The organism is Hydrogenophaga electricum (assembly GCF_030160815.1).
Classification (GTDB): domain Bacteria; phylum Pseudomonadota; class Gammaproteobacteria; order Burkholderiales; family Burkholderiaceae_C; genus Hydrogenophaga; species Hydrogenophaga electricum.
This window is the reverse complement of the sequence record NZ_BSPB01000023.1, coordinates 30884-50078: the sequence shown is the minus strand read 5'-3', so window position 1 is coordinate 50078 and position 19195 is coordinate 30884. Positions and strand designations below refer to the sequence as shown.

Here is a 19195-nt window from a genome sequence, read left to right as displayed (position 1 = left end):
GGATTATCCCGTCCGGCGCGCGCCGGCGGGGAACCCTGGCGCCCCATAATCGGCGGCATGAATTCGTTGGACCTCACGCTTCTGTACCTGCTGGCCGCGGTGCTGGGCGTGGTGGCCTGCCGTTCGCTCAAGCTCCCGCCCATGCTCGGCTACCTGACCGTGGGGGTGCTGATCGGCCCCCATGCGCTGGCGCTGGCCCAGCAGTCGGCCGGGATCCGGCATCTGGCGGAGTTCGGCGTGGTGTTCCTGATGTTTGTCATTGGGCTGGAGTTTTCGCTGCCCAAGCTCCGGGCCATGAAGCGCCTGGTGTTCGGCCTGGGCCTGTCGCAGGTGGTGTTCACCGTGCTGATCACCACCGCCGGCTCGCTCACCCTGGGTCTGCTGCTGCCACACTGGTGGAAGCTGTCGTGGCAGATGGCGCTCGCGCTGGGCGGCATCATGGCCATGAGCAGCACCGCCATCGTGGTCAAGCTCATGGCCGAGCGGCTGGAACTCGACACCGAACACGGCAAGCGGGTGATGGGCATCCTGCTGTTCCAGGATCTGGCGGTGGTGCCCCTGCTGGTGCTGATTCCCGCCCTGGGCTCCGACCCGGACGACCTGCTGCGCGCCCTCGGCCTGGCCCTGCTCAAGGCCACGGTGCTGCTGACCGTGCTGCTCACCGGTGGCCAGCGTGTGATGCGCTGGTGGCTCACGCTCGTGGCCAGGCGCAAGAGCGACGAGCTGTTCATGCTCAACCTGCTGCTGATCACGCTGGGCCTGGCGTGGCTGACCGAGCACGCGGGCCTGTCGCTGGCGCTGGGTGCGTTCGTGGCGGGCATGCTGATTTCCGAGACCGAATACAAGCACCAGGTGGAGACCGACATCCGCCCCTTCCACGACGTGCTGCTGGGCCTGTTCTTCATCACCATCGGCATGATGCTCGACTGGCGCCTGGTGCTCGAACGCTGGCCCCTGGTGCTGGTGCTGCTGGCGCTCTCGATGGGCTTCAAGGTGGCGGTGATCGCCGGCCTCACCCGCGCCTTCGGCGCGCCGGCGGGCGTCGCGCTGCGCACCGGTCTGTACCTGTGCCAGGCCGGCGAATTCGGCCTCGTGCTGCTGTCGCTGGCGGGCCGCCACCAGTTGGTGCCGCCAGCGCTGTTCAACCCCATCCTGGCCTCGATGGTGCTGTCGATGCTGACCACGCCATTTGTCATCCTGTACGCCAACGCCGTGGTGACCCGCCTGGCCGGCAGCGACTGGCTCATGCAGTCGGTACAGATGACCCGCATCGCCCGGCAGGCGATCAATGCCGACCAACACGTGATCATCTGCGGCTACGGGCGCTGCGGCCAGAACCTGGCCCGGCTGCTGGAGGCCGAACGCATTCCCTACATGGCTCTGGACCTCGACCCCGACCGCGTGCGTCAGGCGGCCGCGGCAGGCCATTCGGTCGTGTTCGGCGATGCCGCCCGGCTGCAAGCGCTGATGGCTGCCGGCCTGCACCGCGCCAGCGCGGTCGCCATCACCTACCTCGACACGCCCAGCGCGCTCAAGGTGCTGCACCACACCCAGGAGCACGCGCCCCAGGTGCCGGTGGTGGTGCGCACGGTCGACGACCGGGACCATGCTCGCCTCACCGAAGCCGGTGCCGCCGAAGTGGTGCCCGAAGCCATCGAAGCCAGTCTCATGCTGGCCAGCCATGCGCTGGCGCTGGTCGGCGTGCCGATGCGGCGCGTGATCCGGGTGGTGCAGGACCAGCGCGATGCCCGCTACAACCTGCTGCGTGGCTACTTCCATGGCGCCGACGACGACACGCCGGACGACGCCGACCAGGAGCGCCTGGCCTCGATCACGCTGCCCATGGCCAGCCGCCATGCCGGCAAACCCCTGGCCGGGCTGGCCCTGGAAGCCCTGGGCGTGCGCGTGGCCGGTCTGCGCCGGGCCAATGGCCGCACCGTGGGCGCACACGCCGACGCGGTGCTGGAAAGCGGCGACACCCTCGTGCTCAGCGGCCGGGCACCGGCGCTGGCGCTGGCCGAAGACAAGCTGCTGGCCGGGTGAGCATCGCCCCGCTGCCGCCCACAGCCCCGGACGGTGCCCTCAGCGGATAATCCGCCCATGGACACCACCGCCTTCCTCCGCGCCCACATCCGCACCGTGCCCGACTGGCCCGCGCCGGGCGTGCAGTTCCGCGACATCACCCCCCTGCTGCAGAACCCCCAGGTTTTTCGCGTGCTGATCGACGCCTTCGTGCACCGCTACATGGCGCCCGAATTCCGCCCCAGCGTGGTGGCCGGCCTGGATGCCCGCGGTTTCATCATCGGCTCCGTGCTTGCCTACGAACTCGGCGTGGGCTTCGTGCCCATCCGCAAGAAGGGCAAGCTGCCGTTCACCACGGTCGAAGAAACCTACGAACTGGAATACGGCAGCGCCACCGTGGAACTGCACACCGATGCCGTGCAACCGGGTGACCGCGTGGTGCTGATCGACGACCTGATCGCCACCGGCGGCACCATGATGGCCGGCCGGCGGCTGCTGGAAAAACTGGGCGCCCACGTGATGGAAGGCGCCGCCATCGTCGACCTGCCCGAACTCGGCGGTTCGCAGAAGCTGCTGGCGTCGGGCCTGCCGCTGTTCACCCTGGTGGATTTCGCCGGCCACTGAGAACGGGCACAGAGCCGGCGGCGACCGGCCCCCTAGAGCTTGCCGTACTGGGTTTCGCTCAGCGCCGTGAAGTCGCTGTGCGATTCGGGCGGGTGCGGGGGCAGATCGGACTCGCCAGCGCCCTTGGTGCGCAGGACCGGGCCTGCACTCTGCAGCGCCTGGCGGAACGCCGTCACCTCGTCGCTGCCCACCGGCTGCACACGGCCCGCCGGGTGTTCGAGTTGCGGCAGCGGAATCGCCGTTTCGTGGTGGGCGATGACCTCGCGTCGAGCCTGCGCCACCACCGCCGCACGCAAAGCCATGCCCTGCTGGTCGTGTGCCGGCTTGCGGCGCCAGTAGACCCCGCGGACGCCCATGCCGTGGCGGGATTCGGCGCTCAGCGTGATCCAGCGCTCGATCTCCAGCAGGTACTCGTCAGGCATGGCCTCGGCCGGCAGGGCAAGGTCGACCAGCACGATGAAACCGTCACCGTTCGCGTCCAGCGTGAGCACCTTGAATTCATAGCTCGAAGACAGCACGCCCCCCCGGATCATGGACTCGCGCACCACCGAAAACAGCTGCTCACGGCGCAGGATGCGGCGGCCCCGGCGGGGAGAGACCAAGGGCAGCGTGGTGTCATTGACGCCTTTGCGTCCCCGCAGACGGCCGCCTTTGCGGACAGCGGCGGCGGGTTTTTTGGCTTGGAGCCAGTTGAGCAGAAACATGATGGGGTGCGCCAACGAGGTTTTTCGTCTTATATCGGCAGATGCCGCGCCCCATTGAACCGCTCGGCCCGACAATTCGACCTCAGGTCACCGCGACGCGTTTGGGGCGGTTGTACAGGCGCCGCGCAAGCACGGCCGACATGGCCATGGACAGATCCAGCGCGATCTCCGGGTGGCGCGTGCCCAGTTCGCGAAAGCGCAGCGGCGTCAGGCACCAGAGCCGACAGGGGACACTCGCATTCACCGTGGCCGAGCGGGGCAGGTGGCTGAAAAACGCCCCCTCCCCCAGTACCGAACCTGCGCCCACAATGGCCATGCGCACGCGCTCGCGGTGGTCTTCGTAGTGCACGGTGAGGCTGCCACTTTCGACGAAATACACCGTGCGCTCCTTGACGCCCTGCTCGATCAGCACCTGCCCGCCCTCCAGGCCCATGGACTGCACGTAGTCGCCCAAAGTCAGCCACTGCACCTCGGACAGGTTCAGGGGCAAGGCATCGAGCGCGCCGCTGCTGCGCACGGCCTGAGCCAGTGCCAGGATGTCGGCGCGCGCTGCGGGGCGCAACAGGGTGTTCATGCGCCACACGGTAAGGCCGACAGACCCACCGGTGCAAGAGGTCCTTACCGCCGCTTACACCTGCGCTCCCGGCGGCACACCGCAGCACGGCATGCGGGCACGGTCACTTGCCGATGCAGAAGCGCGAAAAAATCTCACCCAGCAGGTCGTCTGCGCTGAACTCGCCGGTGATCTCGCCCAGCGCCTGCTGGGCCAGGCGCAGCTCTTCGGCCAGCAGATCGAGGTGTTCGGCCTGCGCCGCCAGCCAGTCACTGGCCGCGTCGAGGTGGGCGCGCACCCGATGCAGTGCCTGCAGGTGGCGCTCGCGCGCCATGAACAGGCCATCGCCCGCGTGCTGCCAGCCAGCCAGTTGCAGCAGGCGCTGGCGCAAGGCTTCCAGGCCTTCGCCCTGCTTCGCCGAAAGCGCCAGCCCGCCATCGGCACCTGCCTGCGCCAGCAGCGGCCGGGCACCGGGCGCGCACTGGTCGAGTTTGTTCCAGACGTGCAGCACCGTCACGTTTGCGGGCAGCCCGGCCGCGATGCCGGCGTCGGCAGCCTGGTAGGCCGGCTGGTCGCAGCGGCTGAGATCGTGCAGGAACAGCACCGCGTCGGCCTGGCCGATCTGGTCCCAGGCGCGCGCGATGCCGATGCGCTCGACCTCGTCCACCTCCGGACTGTCGCGCAGGCCGGCGGTATCGATCACGTGCAAGGGCACGCCTTCGATCTGGATGGTCTGCTGCACCACGTCGCGGGTAGTGCCCGCGATGGGCGTGACGATGGCCAGCTCGGCACCCGCCAGCGCATTGAGCAGCGAGCTCTTGCCCGCGTTGGGTTGCCCGGCAATCACCACCTGAAGCCCGTCGCGCAACAGCGCGCCCTGGCGCGCCTCGTTCAGCACCGCCGCCAGCTGTGTGCGCAGGCGTCCGAGCTGGCCCGCCGCGTCGGCCTTTTGCAGAAAATCGATTTCCTCTTCGGGAAAATCCAGCGTCGCCTCCACCAGCATGCGCAGGTGGATGAGCGCGTCGCGCAGCGTGTGGATGCGTTCGGAAAACACCCCCGCCAGCGAACGGCTTGCGCTGCGGGCCGCCGCTTCGGTGCTGGCGTCGATGAGGTCGGCCACGGCCTCGGCCTGGGCCAGGTCGAGCTTGTCGTTGAGAAAAGCGCGTTCGGTGAACTCGCCCGCCCGCGCCGGGCGCAGGCCACGCAGCAGCGGCTGGCCATCGGCGCCGAGGCTCTGCGCCACCTGCAGGCAACGCGCCAGCAGCAGTTGCAGCACCACCGGCCCGCCGTGGCCCTGCAGTTCCAGCACGTCTTCGCCGGTGTAGGAGTGCGGCCCGGGAAACCAGAGGGCGAGGCCATGGTCGATGGGCTGGCCCGCCGCATCGGGGAACGGCAGGTAGGTCGCTTCGCGCGCCCGGGGTGCGCGCCCGATCAGCGCCCGCACAAAAGCCATCAGCCCCTGGCCCGACACCCGCACGATACCCACCGCCCCACGCCCGGGTGCGGTGGCGATGGCAACGATGGGATCGCGCGAGGCGGCAAGCATGGTCGGATTCTGCGGCAGAGGGTTTCAGAAACAGCAAGGGCCTGCCAAAGCAGGCCCAGCCGAGCGAAGTGTCCCTGTCCAGGATGCCGCGGAACCGGCTTGGCCGGGCCGCCAGCATCGGCCCCCTGAGGGGACGCCGCGACAGCGGCGCAGGGGGTTATTTCTTGAACAGCTCGAACGGGTTGGTGATCTTCAGCGGCACGCCCAGCTTGTTGTTGATGTAGGCCTGCTGTGTGATGGTCAGGATGTTGTTCGTGATCCAGTACAGCACCAGGCCGGCCGGGAAGAAGAAGAACATCACCGAGAACACCAGCGGCATCAGCCACATCAGCTTGGCCTGCATCGGGTCCGGCGGCAGCGGATTCAGCGCGGTCTGCACCAGGGTGGTGATGGCCATCACCACCGGCAGCACGAAGAACGGGTCCTTGGTCGAGAGGTCGGTGATCCAGCCGATCCAGGGCGCGTTGCGCATTTCCACCGACGACAGCAGCACCCAGTACAGGGCAATGAACACGGGGATCTGGATCAGGATCGGGAAGCAGCCACCCAGCGGGTTGACCTTTTCCTCCCGGTACATCTTCATCATTTCCTGCTGCATGGCCTGCGGGTTGTTCTTCAGGCGCTCACGCATTTCCATGATGCGGGGGTTGATCGCCTTCATCTTGGCCATGGAGCGGTAGGCGCTGGCATTGAGCCAGTAGAAGGCGGCCTTGATCAGCACCACCAGCAGCACGATGGACCAGCCCCAGTTGCCCACGAAGCCGTGGATCTTCTCCAGCAGCCAGTACAGCGGCTTGGCCAGGATGGTCAGCCAGCCGTAGTCCTTGACCAGTTCGAGGCCGGGCGCGATCTTCTCCAGCACCTTTTCTTCCTGGGGGCCGACGAACAGCCCGGCGTCCAGCTTCAGGCTCTGACCCGGTTCGACCGCCGCCAGCGTGGTGATGGCACCGACCGCGTAAAGGCTGTTGTCCACCTTGCGCACGAAGTTTTCGCGCGCCACCCCATTGCCCAGCAGCCAGGCTGAGGCGAAGTAATGCTGCACCATGGCGACATAGCCACTGGTGGCGCTCTTTTCGAAATCGGCCTTGTTGTCATCGATCTTCTTGAACTCGACCTTCTGGTACTTCTGGGTGTCGGTGTAAACCGCCGGCCCGGTGAAGGTGGAATAGAAGGGGGTTTCGCTTTCGGCCTTGCGCCCGTCGCGAACGAGCTGCACGTACAGCTGCGGCGTGACCGCTGCGGCGCCAGCGTTGATCACCTCGTGGCTCACGCCGATTTCGTAGCTGCCGCGCCGCAGGGTGTAGGTCTTGACCAGCTTGACGCCCCCCACCTCGGCCGACTCGAACTTCACGGTCAGCGTGTCCTGGCCATCGGCCAGCGTGATCGGCCCCGGCACCAGGGTCATCGGCGTCTTGTGGTTGGGGAACGCGCCGCCGATCAGGCCACTCTGCGCCACATACGTGTGGTTGGCGTCCTGGGTCAGCAACTGGAAGGGCGCGGTGCCCAGTTGGCCGCTGGCGTGCTTGAGCAGGGTGGCGCCGACGAGCGAGCCACCTTCGCTGTTGAAGGTGAGCTTGAACACATCGGTGCTGACCTCGTGGCTGACCGTCACCGGCGCCGGTGCGTCGGCTGGCGCCTGGGCCGACGTGCCCACGCCGGCAGCACCGCTGGCCGCCGGCAGGCTGGCATCGGCGGCGGCAGCGGCCGGTGCGGCCCCCGCATCCTTGGGCGCCGACACGGACGCCGAAGGGAAGAAGGTCGGCTGCCGCCCGTTGTGGATCTGCCACTTGTCCCAGATCAGGACCATCGAGAAACCAAAGACCACCCAGAGGATGGAACGGCGGATGTCGTTCATGACGGGATCTTCTTTTCTTCAGGAGAAGCCGCCACCAGGCGGCTGAACAGGCGGGGCGGACGCTCCGGCACCGGATCGTGGCCACCATCGCACCAGGGATGGCAGCGGCCGATGCGTCGCAGCATCAGGTAGGTACCCGCCAGGGCCCCATGGCGCTCCAGAGCGCCGATGGCGTACACCGAACAGGTGGGTTCGAACCGGCAATCATTGCCGATCCAGGGGCTCAGAAGCAAGCGATAGGCCTTGACCAGCCCAACCAGCGCGCGGCGGGGCCAATCAGCCAGCATGGGGCACCTCGGGCGCGGTCGGCGCAGGAACGGCCGGGCGCGCGACACGACCCAGCAGTTGCTGCAACTCGGCGCGCACCGCACGCTTGAGCAGATCCGACGAGGCGCTGACGAACTGGTCGCGGCTGAACGTGGCGCGCAGACGCACCACCAGCGCGGCCTGCGGCAGGCCGGCAGTGTGTCGAGCCACTTCGTAGATCTGGCGGCGGATGGCGTTGCGCGTCACCGCGCGGCGCGCCCAGCGCTTGGGCAGCATCACCCCCAACCAGGTGTCGGCTGCCGGAAACAGCAGCCGACCATCCCGCTGGCCGTCGAGGGCCGCGCGGTGCAAGGCAAAGTGGGGCGTTTTGGCCACCGGAGGGCCTGCCAGTGTGGCCTGGAACTGCGGCTTCGACCGAATGCGCTGCATCAGTCCACCGGCCGAAGCACCCGCGTGCAGAGCACCGGCCCAGCAGTCATGCGGGTCCGGCACCTTTCTGGCCTCGGTCCTGACCTCAGACGGCCAGGCGCTTGCGGCCCTTGGCGCGGCGAGCGTTGATGACCGCGCGGCCACCGCGGGTCTTCATGCGCACCAGGAACCCGTGGGTGCGGGCGCGCTTGGTCTTCGACGGCTGGTAAGTACGTTTCATTGCCATGGCAGTGCAGGCCCGGGCAGTGCCAGGGCGTCTCAAGTTAGAGGAAAACCCGCAATTATCGCCAGAAATGGGGTGTTCCGGCAAGTCACCCCCGCTCAACGGGGTTTCCGACCCGGGCACGGAGGGGTTCTCCACATCGGCCGCACGGTGTGGATAAGTCCCCTTGGCAACGTACAATCCCGGACCCGCCCCGAGCCATTTGTCCACAAGAGCGCGTTTTTCTCCCGTTTGCATGATCGAGGGCCTCTCCCCCATGACCACCGACAGCGAAGCCCCTTCGCTGTGGCAAGCCTGTGTCGACCTTCTGGCACAGGAAATCCCGCAGCAGCAGTTCAACACCTGGATCCGCCCACTCGCCGCGCAGGTGTCGGACGACGGCGGCAAGCTGACGCTGCAAGTCGCCAACCGCTTCAAGATGGACTGGGTCCGCGCCCAGTACGCAGCCCGCATCACGGCCTTGCTGGAGGCCGTACAGGGCCGCCCCGTTGTTCTGGAGTTGGCACTCGCTCCGCGTGAAGCCCCCGTCCGTACAAGCCCTGCTCCGCGCACGATGCAAGACCAGGTGCTGTCCGAACTGCCCGACGTGGCGACACCGGTGGAAGCCGCAGTGCCGGCGCCCAACCGCTCGCGCCTGAACCCACAGCTGACCTTCACCACGCTGGTGGAAGGCTCGGCCAACCGCATGGCCCGCGCGGCCGCGATGCACGTGGCCGGCTCGCCGGGCCAGCTGTACAACCCGCTGTTCATCTACGGCGGCGTGGGCCTGGGCAAGACCCACCTGGTCCACGCCATCGGCAACCAGATGCTGGCCGACAAGCCGCAGGCCAAGGTTCTGTACATCCACGCCGAGCAGTTCGTGACGGATGTGGTCAAGTCGTACCAGCGCAAGACGTTTGACGAGTTCAAGCAGCGCTACCACTCGCTGGACCTGCTGCTGATCGATGACGTGCAGTTCATCGCCGGCAAGGAGCGCACGCAGGAGGAATTTTTCAACGCCTTCGAAGCGCTGCTGGCCAAGAAGAGCCACATCGTGATGACCTCGGACACCTACCCCAAGGGTCTGACCGACATCCACGAACGCCTCGTGTCGCGCTTCGATTCGGGGCTGGCGGTGGCCATCGAGCCGCCCGAGCTGGAAATGCGCGTGGCCATCCTGATCAACAAGGCCGCCGCCGAGGGCGCCGAAATGCCTGAGGAAGTCGCGTTCTTCGTGGCCAAGAATGTGCGCTCCAACGTGCGCGAGCTCGAAGGCGCGCTGCGCAAGATCCTGGCCTACTCGCGCTTCAACCAGAAGGACGTGTCGATCCAGCTCGCCCGCGACGCGCTCAAGGACCTGCTGTCGATCCAGAACCGGCAGATCAGCGTCGAGAACATCCAGAAGACGGTGGCCGATTACTACAAGATCAAGGTCGCCGACATGTATTCCAAGAAGCGGCCGGCCAGCATTGCCCGCCCGCGCCAGATTGCCATGTTCCTCGCCAAGGAACTCACCCAGAAAAGCCTGCCCGAGATCGGCGAACTGTTCGGCGGCCGCGACCACACCACCGTGCTGCACGCGGTGCGCAAGATCGCGGCGGAACGGCAGAAGGTCAGCGAACTGAACCAGCAGTTGCATGTGCTGGAGCAGACGCTCAAGGGCTGATTTCCCGGCCCCGGAACGGCGCGGCGGCGCCCTCCGGGAACGGCCATGCAAAATGGTGAAAATAGCGTGATTCGGTATTGGTCCCAGAGCGAAAGAGCAACATGATCGTTTTCAAGTCGACCCAGGACAAGGTTTTGGCCGCCCTGCAGTCCGTGGCGGGCATCGTCGAACGCCGCCACACCCTGCCGATCCTGGCCAACGTGCTGCTGCGCAAGACCGGCCCGGCCCTGCAGCTGACCACCAGCGACCTGGAAATCCAGATCCGCACCACCGCCGAGCTCGGCGGTGACGACGGCAGCTTCGCCACCACGCTGGGCGCGCGCAAGCTGATCGACATCCTGCGCACCATGCCCGCCGACCAGACCGTGAGCCTGGAGAACACCGGCGGCAAACTGGTGCTCAAGGGCGGCAAGAGCCGCTTCACGCTGCAGAGCCTGCCGGCCGAGGATTTCCCGCTGGTGCAGGAGTCGGCCAGCTTCGGCCCCGCCTTCAGCGTGCCGCAGAAGGCGCTCAAGAGCCTGCTGAGCCAGGTCTCGTTCGCGATGGCGGTGCACGACATCCGCTACTACCTCAACGGCATCCTGTTCGTGGCCGAAGGCAAGAAGCTCAGCCTGGTGGCCACCGACGGCCACCGCCTGGCCTTCGCCAGCGCCGAACTGGAAGTGGAAGTGCCCAAGCAGGAAGTGATCCTGCCGCGCAAGACGGTGCTGGAGCTGCAGCGCCTGCTGTCCGACAAGGACGGCGCCATCGAACTGCAGTTCGCCGCCAACCAGGCCAAGTTCAGCTTCGACGGCATGGAGTTCGTCACCAAGCTGGTCGAGGGCAAGTTCCCCGACTACAACCGCGTCATTCCCAAGAACCACAAGAACATCGTCACGCTGGGCCGCCAGCCGCTGCTGGCCAGCCTGCAGCGAACCGCCATCATGACGAGCGAAAAATTCAAGGGCGTGCGTCTGAACGTCGAGCCCGGCACGCTGCGCGTGGCGTCGAGCAACGCCGAGCAGGAAGAAGCGGTGGACGAACTCGACATCGACTACGGTGGCGACGCCATCGAAATCGGCTTCAACGTCACCTACCTGATCGACGCGCTGCAGAACATGGGCCAGGAAATGGTCCGCATCGAACTGCAGGACGGCAACAGCTCCGCGCTGGTGACCAACCCCGACGACAACGCGTTCAAGTACGTCGTGATGCCAATGCGCATTTGACGCGTTCACCACCGCAGTCACCTTGCATGCCAACCCGCTGACCAGCGGGTTTGGCGTTTCTAGAAGTCAGAGAAATTCACCATGTCCGAAGCCAACAAGCCCGCCGATTCCGGAAACGATGCCGTCCACACCGGTGAAGCCGGCGCCGACAGCTCCAATTTCCAGCCCAAGATCGACGCCCACCAGGCCGGCGCCAGCGAGGGTTATGGCGAAGGCGCGATCCAGATCCTGGAAGGCCTGGAAGCCGTGCGCAAGCGCCCGGGCATGTACATCGGCGACACGTCTGACGGCACCGGCCTGCACCACCTGGTGTTCGAGGTGGTGGACAACTCCATCGACGAGGCGCTGGCCGGCCACTGCGACGACATCGTCGTCACCATACACACCGACAACTCGATCAGCGTCACCGACAATGGCCGCGGCATCCCGACCGGCGTCAAGATGGACGACAAGCACGAGCCCAAGCGCTCGGCCGCTGAAATCGCGCTGACCGAGTTGCACGCGGGCGGCAAGTTCAACCAGAACAGCTACAAGGTCTCGGGTGGCCTGCACGGCGTGGGCGTGTCCTGCGTGAACGCGCTGTCCGTGTGGCTGCGCCTGACGGTGCGCCGCGAAGGCCAGGTGCACCAGATCGAGTTCGCGCGCGGCTTTGTGCAGAACCGCATCGTCGAGATGAAGGACGGTGTCGAAGTCTCGCCGATGAAGGTGGTGGGCCAGACCGAGAAGCGCGGCACCGAGGTGCACTTCCTGCCCGACACCGAGATCTTCAAAGAGAACAACGACTTTCACTACGAGATCCTGGCCAAACGCCTGCGCGAACTCTCGTTCCTGAACAACGGCGTGCGCATCCGCCTCAAGGACGAGCGCAGCGGCAAGGAAGACGACTTCTCCGGCGCCGGTGGCGTCAAGGGCTTCGTGGAGTTCATCAACAAGGGCAAGCAGGTGCTTCACCCCAACTGCTTCCACGCGCTGGGCGACCGCACCAGCGACCAGGGCACCAACATCGGTGTCGAGGTGGCCATGCAGTGGAACAGCGGCTACAACGAGCAGGTGCTCTGCTTCACCAACAACATCCCGCAGCGCGACGGCGGCACCCACCTGACCGGCCTGCGCGCCGCGATGACCCGCGTCATCAACAAGTACATCGAAGAAAACGACTTCGCCAAGAAGGCCAAGGTCGAAGTGAGCGGCGACGACATGCGCGAAGGCCTGTGCTGCGTGCTGTCGGTCAAGGTACCGGAGCCCAAGTTCTCCAGCCAGACCAAGGACAAGCTGGTCAGCTCCGAAGTGCGCGGCCCGGTGGAAGACGTGGTGGCCCGCCTGCTGACCGACTACCTGCAGGAAAAGCCGAACGACGCCAAGATCATCTGCGGCAAGATCGTGGAGGCCGCCCGCGCCCGCGAAGCCGCGCGCAAGGCGCGCGAGATGACACGCCGCAAGGGCGTGCTCGACGGCATGGGCCTGCCTGGCAAACTGGCCGACTGCCAGGAAAAAGACCCGGCGCTGTGCGAGATCTACATCGTGGAGGGCGACTCCGCCGGAGGCTCCGCCAAGCAGGGCCGCGACCGCAAGTTCCAGGCGATCCTGCCGCTGCGCGGCAAGATCCTGAACGTGGAAAAAGCACGCTACGAGAAACTGCTGTCGTCCAACGAAATCCTCACCCTCATCACCGCGCTGGGCACCGGCATCGGCAAGGCCGGCGGTGGCGAAGGCGGCCACGGTAGCGGTGAAGGCAAGGACGACTTCGACGTCGCCAAGCTGCGCTACCACCGCATCATCATCATGACCGATGCCGACGTCGACGGCGCGCACATCCGCACCCTGCTGCTGACCTTCTTCTACCGCCAGATGCCCGAGCTGGTCGAACGCGGCCACATCTACATCGCGCAACCGCCGCTGTACAAGGTCAAGAACGGCAAGGAAGAGCTGTACCTTAAGGACGCGCCCGCGCTGGACCAGTTCCTGCTGCGCATCGCCCTGAACGGCGCCAAGGTGCAGACCGGGGGCGCCACCAGCACCACGCTCGACGGCGACACGCTGGCCGAACTGGCGCGCAAGCACCAGGCCGCCGAACGCGTGATCGACCGCCTCTCCAACTTCATGGATGCCGAGGCCCTGCGCGCGATTGCCGATGGTGTGGTCGTCAAGCTCGACACGGTGGAAGAAGCCGAAGCCAGCGCTGCCGCCATGCAGGCCAAACTGGCCGAACTGAGCACCACCGGCGTACCGCCCGAAGTGGCCGGCGAATTCGACGTGCGCAGCGACAAACCCATCCTGCGCATCAGCCGCCGCCACCACGGCAACATCAAGAGCAGCATCCTCACGCAGGACTTCGTGCACGGTGCCGACTACGCTGCCCTGGCCACCGCAGCCGATACCTTCCGCGGCCTGCTGGGCGATGGCGCCAAGGTGCAGCGCGGCGAAGGCGACAAGCAGAAGGAAGAAAAGGTGAACGACTTCCGCCAGGCCATGCAATGGCTGATCGGCGAAGCCGAACGCACCACCGCCCGCCAGCGCTACAAGGGCCTGGGCGAAATGAACCCAGAACAGCTGTGGGAAACCACCATGGACCCGCAGGTCCGCCGCCTGCTGCGCGTGCAGATCGACGACGCGATCGAGGCGGACCGCGTGTTCACGATGCTGATGGGGGACGAGGTGGAGCCGCGGCGGGACTTTATCGAGACCAACGCGTTGCGGGCGGGCAACATCGACGTTTGAAGATGTCGGGTGACAGAGAAAGTGAAAACTTTGCCAAGTTAGTGAAAAACTACTGACAGACTTATTGCAAAAACCCGGCAGCGTCTCGCAGGCTCCTCAAGAGCCGGCACAAACTGGACCACGGAAAATCCTATTGGGGTGGCCTTGATGGACCTGCAGATCCACAAGCGCCCTTCTTGGCCCTCTTCGTTACCAGATCTGTCGTTGCAAAGGTGCTGCTACTGGCCCTTTGAACCGCCGAATGGCTGACAGTGAAAGACTGGGTGCTGCCGCTCGGTCTCGGCATCTGAGAGGCTGCTCTGGCCGAAAGCAGTCGTGCGCGGACCTGCTCCTTCGATGACCGCTCCGGTTTCGTGAATGGTTAGCCGTACAACTCCGCTGTCTTTGCAGCGTCCGAACTGGCCAGTCGACGCTCCTGCTGCCTTGAACCGCTTTGACCGCGTGCAGCGAAGGCATGTTGACCAAGTGCTTAGCATCGACAATGCCCTCACTCAATTGACCCAAGAAACCCTACCAGCGCGTACAAAGAAGTGCGACCTGCACCCATCCTTGCGCCAGATCGAGGGGTGAAGAGTCGCTCGACCACGTGCGTCTGTTCGCAGATGCCAACGTGGTCGGGCCTCGGCGAACAAGGGAAGTTCGACGTTGTCGCCGCATCCGCAAGGACACAGCATCACGACCGACCACTCCTCCGACCCTTCAGTTAGCAAGACGAGATGGCGAGCCGGCATGTGCTCGGGAGGAGCGTCAGCTTCGATCCGCACGACCTTCCGAGCGGGAGCGAGCAGCTCGACAATCGCTCTCCACTTCGACATGAGGCCGAACATGGGCTAGCCCTCCTCGCCCAGCACTGGAAGGCCGAGAAGCGGTTCCTTGCTGCCCATGGCCAGCAGCGCGGAATGCCTGGAAGTGAACGCCGACTCTTTCGTGTGTTCTTCGACGCACTCGGCAAGCATGAAGCGCGTACGCGCGTAGTTCGCGTTGTGGCTGTGCCGGAAGGGGTAGGCGCGCGCGATGAACTCCATGACGCAGGCGCTTGCTGCCCGCATGTTGAGAGCGATCACGGAGGGGGCCTCTTCCGGGTGGTCTTGGATGTATCCCGCTCGACGCTGCGCTGCGTGGGCGGCAGGGTCGGCTTCGCCCAAGTACTCGGCCTGCAGCGATGCGGGGGTGTAGACGCCACGATCGCCCAGGGTGCTGCCACCCGGATAGACGTAGTCGAGCCGTCCCGTCACCTCGGCGATAGCCAGGTCGGCACCTTGTCCGCGGGTCGGGATGAGGACCCCAACGTCGAACAAAGGCAACAGGAATGCCGCGGACAGGCGATCCGCCACCATGCGCGCGCGAAGCGAATCGACGCAGCAGAAGATCACGTCAGCCCGCGCCGCCTCCAGTACCGCCCTGCGGGACATCACGTTGGCGTCGATGCCCTCGAGGAACGGGGCAGATCGGATTGGGTTGAGCCGCTCAGCCATCACACTGACCTTGGGTCGCTTCGCAACTGCATCGGCCATCGTGGCGTTCAGAATCCGGTTCAGGTTGCGGTCTTCGACGAGGTCATGGTCGATGGTGAGCACCTTACCGAAGCCGAGACGGCTCAGTTGGTCGATTGTGGGCGATCCCGTTCCAGAAGAGCCGATAGCCACTGCCGTGAGCCTGCTGAGCTCGCAGGTCATGTCAGACGTGAACGCCATCGGCCGGGCGGCCGTGTCGCTGAGGTCGTCGCGCCACCAATATTGAAGGTCATCCCCTGCGACCGAGACTAGATCGACCGGTTGCTCAGCCATCTCGCCGCTGTACAACCTGGCAAAGATGCTGCCGGAGGGGACCATCACGGCGGAGCCATGCCACGGAGCAGCGACGGCGTCGTGCAGGCAAGGCATGACCACCTGATCGCTGTCATCGTCCGCCTGTGAGAACGCCGCAAAGCCGCTCGGGTGCGAATGCATCAGGACGATGCAGTCCGAGCCGGCCTGGGCCACGTCGATCGCCTTTTCTAGGTAAGCGCCGGGCCAGGTCAGCTTGAGGTCGGAGCGTTCGGCGCATTCATCATGGGGGACCGGAAAGACGTCGCGCACCAACAGCCTGACCCGCTGCCCCGGTACTCGGGTGCACACCAGAACTGCGGCCGCTTCCTTGCCGTCGCTGGGGAAAAGATGGGCCTGCAGGCGACCATGATCCCGAGCCATCAAGCTCAATGTTATGCGCGGGATCATTGCTCCAGCTCCTTCGCGAGGCATGACTCCACCAGCGCCATGTGAGTTCGCACGCAGTCTGTGGATGGATCCCACAGGTGCGGCTCGTTCCGGTGTCGCGACCAGCCTTGAAAGGTGGTGCCGTGGATTACCACCGTGATTTGAACCCTCGGGATCTCGCGGCCACTGACCAGCGCCGCGGCGGGCGCGAAATAAAACATGTCGATTTGCGCTGCGGGGTAGTCCTTGGGGATGTCCAGTGCCAGCAGCGTCCTGGCGGGCATGTATCCCTCGGGTAGCGCGAAGTCGTGGATCAGCAACCAGCGGCGCTCGATGTCGAGTACCGTCTCCCACCGCAGGTCCTTCTTGTCCAGATACTCGACGTCGTCGGGCAAGAGTGCGAAGTCGCGTCGCACTGCTGTGGCTTGGGCGTCACCGTTGCCGACGTTCTTCGGCGTGACGCGGATCTTCTCGATGCCAGGCGTTCGCAGGTCGACGATGAAACTCAGCTGGACCTCCTGCTTTTCCTGCCCACGAACGATCAAGTAGATGTTCCACGCCTTGGTGGTGTCGAACTTGGCCCGCTGCAGCGCTTCCTCGACCTTCACCAACGGCGTCGTGTACGTGAGCGGCACGCCGCCAACGATCAGGATCCATTCGTGCTTGACGGTCTTCAAGTGCTCCAAGCCGGGCTGGGACAGATCGACGACTTCCGTGGGCGCCAGAAAGACTTCCGCTCCATCTCGAATCAGCTTGACCGAGTGGTCATGGTCGACGCCCGCCAAGTCCAGGATCAGATGTGCCGAGATGTACCGTTGCGGCCAGATGCACTGCTTGCCGTTGAGCATGTACCGGAACAGGCGGTCGCCCAAACCGAAGACGAACTTGTCGCCCAGCGCGAGGTCGGCCGCCTCGTCCAGTCGCACATCTTCCAAGCCGCCGCCGCGCAGGATCTGCATGACGACCTGGTCGGCGTCCACGGGGCGTCCCGCGGAACGGAGGATGTCCGCGCCCGTGGGCCGGTATGGGTAGGTGAACGATTCCAAGCCGTCAGCGTCTTCGCGCACGACGTGCGCTTGGTGCTGCTGGCTTGGGATGTTCAGAGTTTCGGGAGAGGTAGACAGGGTGCTCATGGCGAACCTTTTCATCTGGTTAAATTAAGCTGTTTAAGTGCTCTTGCAGCTTTACCAGCCGCCGAGTGCTCTCAGCATATCACAGAATTTCTGCTTAACGCAAGCTGTTTAACCAGATCAGCGGATTGCGCGGTACTTGAACTCGATACCGCCTGAGCCCGCGGCTTCTTCAGCCCGCAAGAAGTACCCTGCGGCGACCAGTCCCTTGAGGCGCGTGCTGGCGTTCGGCACCGACAAGCCGAGGTCGGTCGCTGCTTGAGATGCCAGGACCGAGCGCTTGTCCAGAACGTACTCAACCAGGGTGCGCGTGGAGCTGTTCAGCTCTGGCCCGATGATTTCGAACGAGTCGTCGTTCCAAATCACCATCGGCTGATCCTTCGCCCTCGCGGCATAGGTCCAGTTGTCGATCAGGTCGCGGTCATGCAGGTCCGTCAAGAAGACGCCCTTCTCGCCACGAAAGTGCTTGGCGAGAGCCACAACGCTTTCTCGTGGGAACGACGCGTCCGTCGACTCGATGCCGGCGAGCGAAATCCCGATCACTGTCGCTTGGGGATTCGCGTCTACAAAGTCAACGAGCTTGCGAAAAACCGCCTTGCCTTCAACGTTGCCGTACGGGTTCGCGTTGGTAGTGAAATCGAGCAGTTTCGCGACGACACAGTTCTGGTTCATCGTATTAATTTAAGCAGACTTGACGTTCGAGTCAAGTTTGAATTCGAAGCAGATGTGAGTTCCTTGCAAGAGGGCGAGGTTCCCACGGTGCTTGAAGTCGACCGCACCATCGTCATGATGAATGCGCAGTTCGAAGTCGCTTTGCCGTACAGAAATCCTCGCTTTGAACTTCTTCGCGAAGTCTCCAGAACGCTTCAGACCGATGCCTCGTCCGTCATCGTCCTTCTGGCTCAGCATGCCTTTGCTGAACACCTCTTTCAACAGAGCAACCCCAGGATGCGGCGCCGAGGCCATGGCGCGCGCCACCTCGGGATACTTCACAGGCACAACCGGTGCAAGCGTTCCGACGATGCCGAGGCCATTGTCCGATATGACGGCCTGGATCTTGCGGCCCTTAGGGTAGAACTGAAGGCAGGCGAAGCCGGGAGAGCCCGTAGCGGAGTGATCCCGGACGTTGTCAAACAACTCGGCCAAGATCGTGAAAGCGGCCTGTGAGTAGCTCTTGTCAGCACAAGCCACAAAGCTGTTCCTGAGGAGCTTTGGGATGTTCTCGTCCGGATTGTCAGGATCGATCAGGCGGAACTCGATCACGCCCTGGTTATTGCCCTGGAATTCCCGTGCGAGGTCGCCGCTCGGACGTTCAGGCAGAACGGAAATCGAGCCGTCAAGCACGTCAAAGAAGCCGACCCGATTCAGGTAGGTCAGCGTACTGATGGAGTCACCGAAGTCCAGCGTCACCGTCTTTCCTGCGATCACGAGTTGATTGCAGAAGGCGAGCAGTCTGGCAATGAAGTCCAGCATCGGCTTCCCACCATGTCGAAGCGCGAAGACGACTTCCCGGTACGCAGATGTCAGCGGGGCGCGATCGATCAAAGCGCTCTCGAATTGCCAGGCCGTCAGCCACCCATCACCCGGGAACTCGATTCTGCAGGACGGCGCCACCAGCGACCACTGGTACTCGTCGTCCTGTGCAAACTTGTCGGTGTTCTCGTGGAGGAACCGATTCACCTCGCCGCGATCCAGCCCAAGCTCGGCTGCGATCGCCCTGGCTTTGGTGCGCGGAGATTTTTCTAGAAAGGCAATGATCCTCTTCTGCATCAGTTCAGATCATATGCGTGCAGCTGATCACCGCATTGCCGCCGCTCGCACATGCGCTGCCATAGAGACTGAACGTCAGTTCGATGGTGCTCACCTTGAGTTGACCCGTCGGCAGACACTGGCTCCTTACGCTGCCCGACTGCCATTCGCAGGCAGCCGACCCTCAACCTGTTGAATCGCCGCCGGTAACAACTCACGAGTGCAGCCCTGTGAGGACCCATATCAAGGTGAAAGGTGGAGCTGTTCACTGGTGTGGAGACCCATCAGGCCATCACCGCATCTAGTGACTAGGTCCGCTCATGGCGA

Annotated in this window: 17 protein-coding genes; 5 read left to right on the top strand and 12 right to left on the bottom strand. The window is 64.7% G+C overall.

The genetic code is table 11. The features are described 5' to 3' along the window. Positions 1-57: 57 nt before the first annotated feature. Together QQK43_RS14085 and QQK43_RS14080 are read left to right on the top strand one after the other, a co-directional pair. A complete protein-coding gene (locus QQK43_RS14085) occupies positions 58-2043 on the top strand; it encodes a monovalent cation:proton antiporter family protein (protein ID WP_234266610.1) in 1986 nt (661 codons plus the stop codon). A 57-nt stretch (positions 2044-2100) separates the two neighbouring features. After that, positions 2101-2646: an adenine phosphoribosyltransferase gene (locus tag QQK43_RS14080; protein ID WP_234266609.1), complete on the top strand. Its 546-nt coding sequence runs from the start codon at positions 2101-2103 to the stop codon at positions 2644-2646. 32 nt (positions 2647-2678) lie between these two features. Here QQK43_RS14080 and QQK43_RS14075 read toward each other — a convergent pair whose 3' ends face one another. The 7 genes from QQK43_RS14075 to rpmH form a co-directional block, all read right to left on the bottom strand. After that, positions 2679-3350, bottom strand: coding sequence for a hypothetical protein (locus QQK43_RS14075; RefSeq protein WP_284308274.1), 672 nt, complete (start codon positions 3348-3350; stop codon positions 2679-2681). 82 nt (positions 3351-3432) lie between these two features. After that, positions 3433-3924, bottom strand: a complete 492-nt coding sequence (locus tag QQK43_RS14070; protein WP_234266607.1) for a Crp/Fnr family transcriptional regulator — start codon at positions 3922-3924, stop codon at positions 3433-3435. A 103-nt stretch (positions 3925-4027) separates the two neighbouring features. Further along, positions 4028-5449, bottom strand: coding sequence for a tRNA uridine-5-carboxymethylaminomethyl(34) synthesis GTPase MnmE (gene mnmE, locus QQK43_RS14065; protein WP_284308273.1), 1422 nt, complete (start codon positions 5447-5449; stop codon positions 4028-4030). 157 nt (positions 5450-5606) lie between these two features. Further along, the gene (gene yidC, locus QQK43_RS14060) at positions 5607-7304 is read right to left on the bottom strand and encodes a membrane protein insertase YidC (RefSeq protein ID WP_284308272.1); all 1698 of its coding nucleotides are present in this window, start codon (positions 7302-7304) and stop codon (positions 5607-5609) included. Then, positions 7301-7591, bottom strand: coding sequence for a membrane protein insertion efficiency factor YidD (gene yidD, locus QQK43_RS14055; RefSeq protein WP_234266604.1), 291 nt, complete (start codon positions 7589-7591; stop codon positions 7301-7303). Before yidD ends, yidC begins: the two co-directional genes overlap by 4 nt. Continuing rightward, complete coding sequence (locus tag QQK43_RS14050; RefSeq protein ID WP_284308271.1) at positions 7581-8000, bottom strand: ribonuclease P protein component; 420 nt, start codon at positions 7998-8000, stop codon at positions 7581-7583. Before QQK43_RS14050 ends, yidD begins: the two co-directional genes overlap by 11 nt. Before the next feature lie 85 nt (positions 8001-8085). Next, the gene (rpmH, locus tag QQK43_RS14045; protein ID WP_234266602.1) at positions 8086-8220 is read right to left on the bottom strand and encodes a 50S ribosomal protein L34; all 135 of its coding nucleotides are present in this window, start codon (positions 8218-8220) and stop codon (positions 8086-8088) included. Positions 8221-8458: 238 nt separating this feature from the next. Here rpmH and dnaA point away from each other — a divergent pair, with 238 nt between their 5' ends. The 3 genes from dnaA (at position 8459) to gyrB (ending at position 13794) form a co-directional block, all read left to right on the top strand. Then, positions 8459-9868 carry a chromosomal replication initiator protein DnaA gene (gene dnaA / locus QQK43_RS14040; RefSeq protein WP_370465277.1) on the top strand — a complete coding sequence of 470 codons (1410 nt, stop codon included), beginning with the start codon at positions 8459-8461 and terminating at the stop codon, positions 9866-9868. 101 nt (positions 9869-9969) lie between these two features. Next, positions 9970-11076: a DNA polymerase III subunit beta gene (dnaN, locus tag QQK43_RS14035; RefSeq protein WP_284308270.1), complete on the top strand. Its 1107-nt coding sequence runs from the start codon at positions 9970-9972 to the stop codon at positions 11074-11076. A gap of 81 nt (positions 11077-11157) precedes the next feature. Further along, positions 11158-13794 carry a DNA topoisomerase (ATP-hydrolyzing) subunit B gene (gene gyrB, locus QQK43_RS14030; RefSeq protein WP_284308269.1) on the top strand — a complete coding sequence of 879 codons (2637 nt, stop codon included), beginning with the start codon at positions 11158-11160 and terminating at the stop codon, positions 13792-13794. A 491-nt stretch (positions 13795-14285) separates the two neighbouring features. On the opposite strand, the gene QQK43_RS23665 is transcribed toward gyrB, so the two are convergent. The 5 genes from QQK43_RS23665 to QQK43_RS14005 form a co-directional block, all read right to left on the bottom strand. Next, positions 14286-14609 carry a ubiquitination-like system serine protease family protein gene (locus QQK43_RS23665; RefSeq protein WP_502260854.1) on the bottom strand — a complete coding sequence of 108 codons (324 nt, stop codon included), beginning with the start codon at positions 14607-14609 and terminating at the stop codon, positions 14286-14288. A gap of 15 nt (positions 14610-14624) precedes the next feature. Beyond that, positions 14625-16010 carry a ThiF family adenylyltransferase gene (locus QQK43_RS14020; protein ID WP_284308268.1) on the bottom strand — a complete coding sequence of 462 codons (1386 nt, stop codon included), beginning with the start codon at positions 16008-16010 and terminating at the stop codon, positions 14625-14627. After that, positions 16007-17122, bottom strand: coding sequence for a multiubiquitin domain-containing protein (locus tag QQK43_RS14015; protein WP_284308267.1), 1116 nt, complete (start codon positions 17120-17122; stop codon positions 16007-16009). The genes QQK43_RS14020 and QQK43_RS14015 overlap by 4 nt, the downstream gene beginning before the upstream one ends. Before the next feature lie 117 nt (positions 17123-17239). Then, positions 17240-17791 carry a DNA-binding protein gene (locus tag QQK43_RS14010; protein WP_284308266.1) on the bottom strand — a complete coding sequence of 184 codons (552 nt, stop codon included), beginning with the start codon at positions 17789-17791 and terminating at the stop codon, positions 17240-17242. Between the two features lie 9 nt (positions 17792-17800). Further along, on the bottom strand, positions 17801-18889 hold the full coding sequence (locus QQK43_RS14005; RefSeq protein ID WP_284308265.1) for a hypothetical protein: 1089 nt from the start codon (positions 18887-18889) through the stop codon (positions 17801-17803). Between the last annotated feature and the right edge of the window lie 306 nt (positions 18890-19195).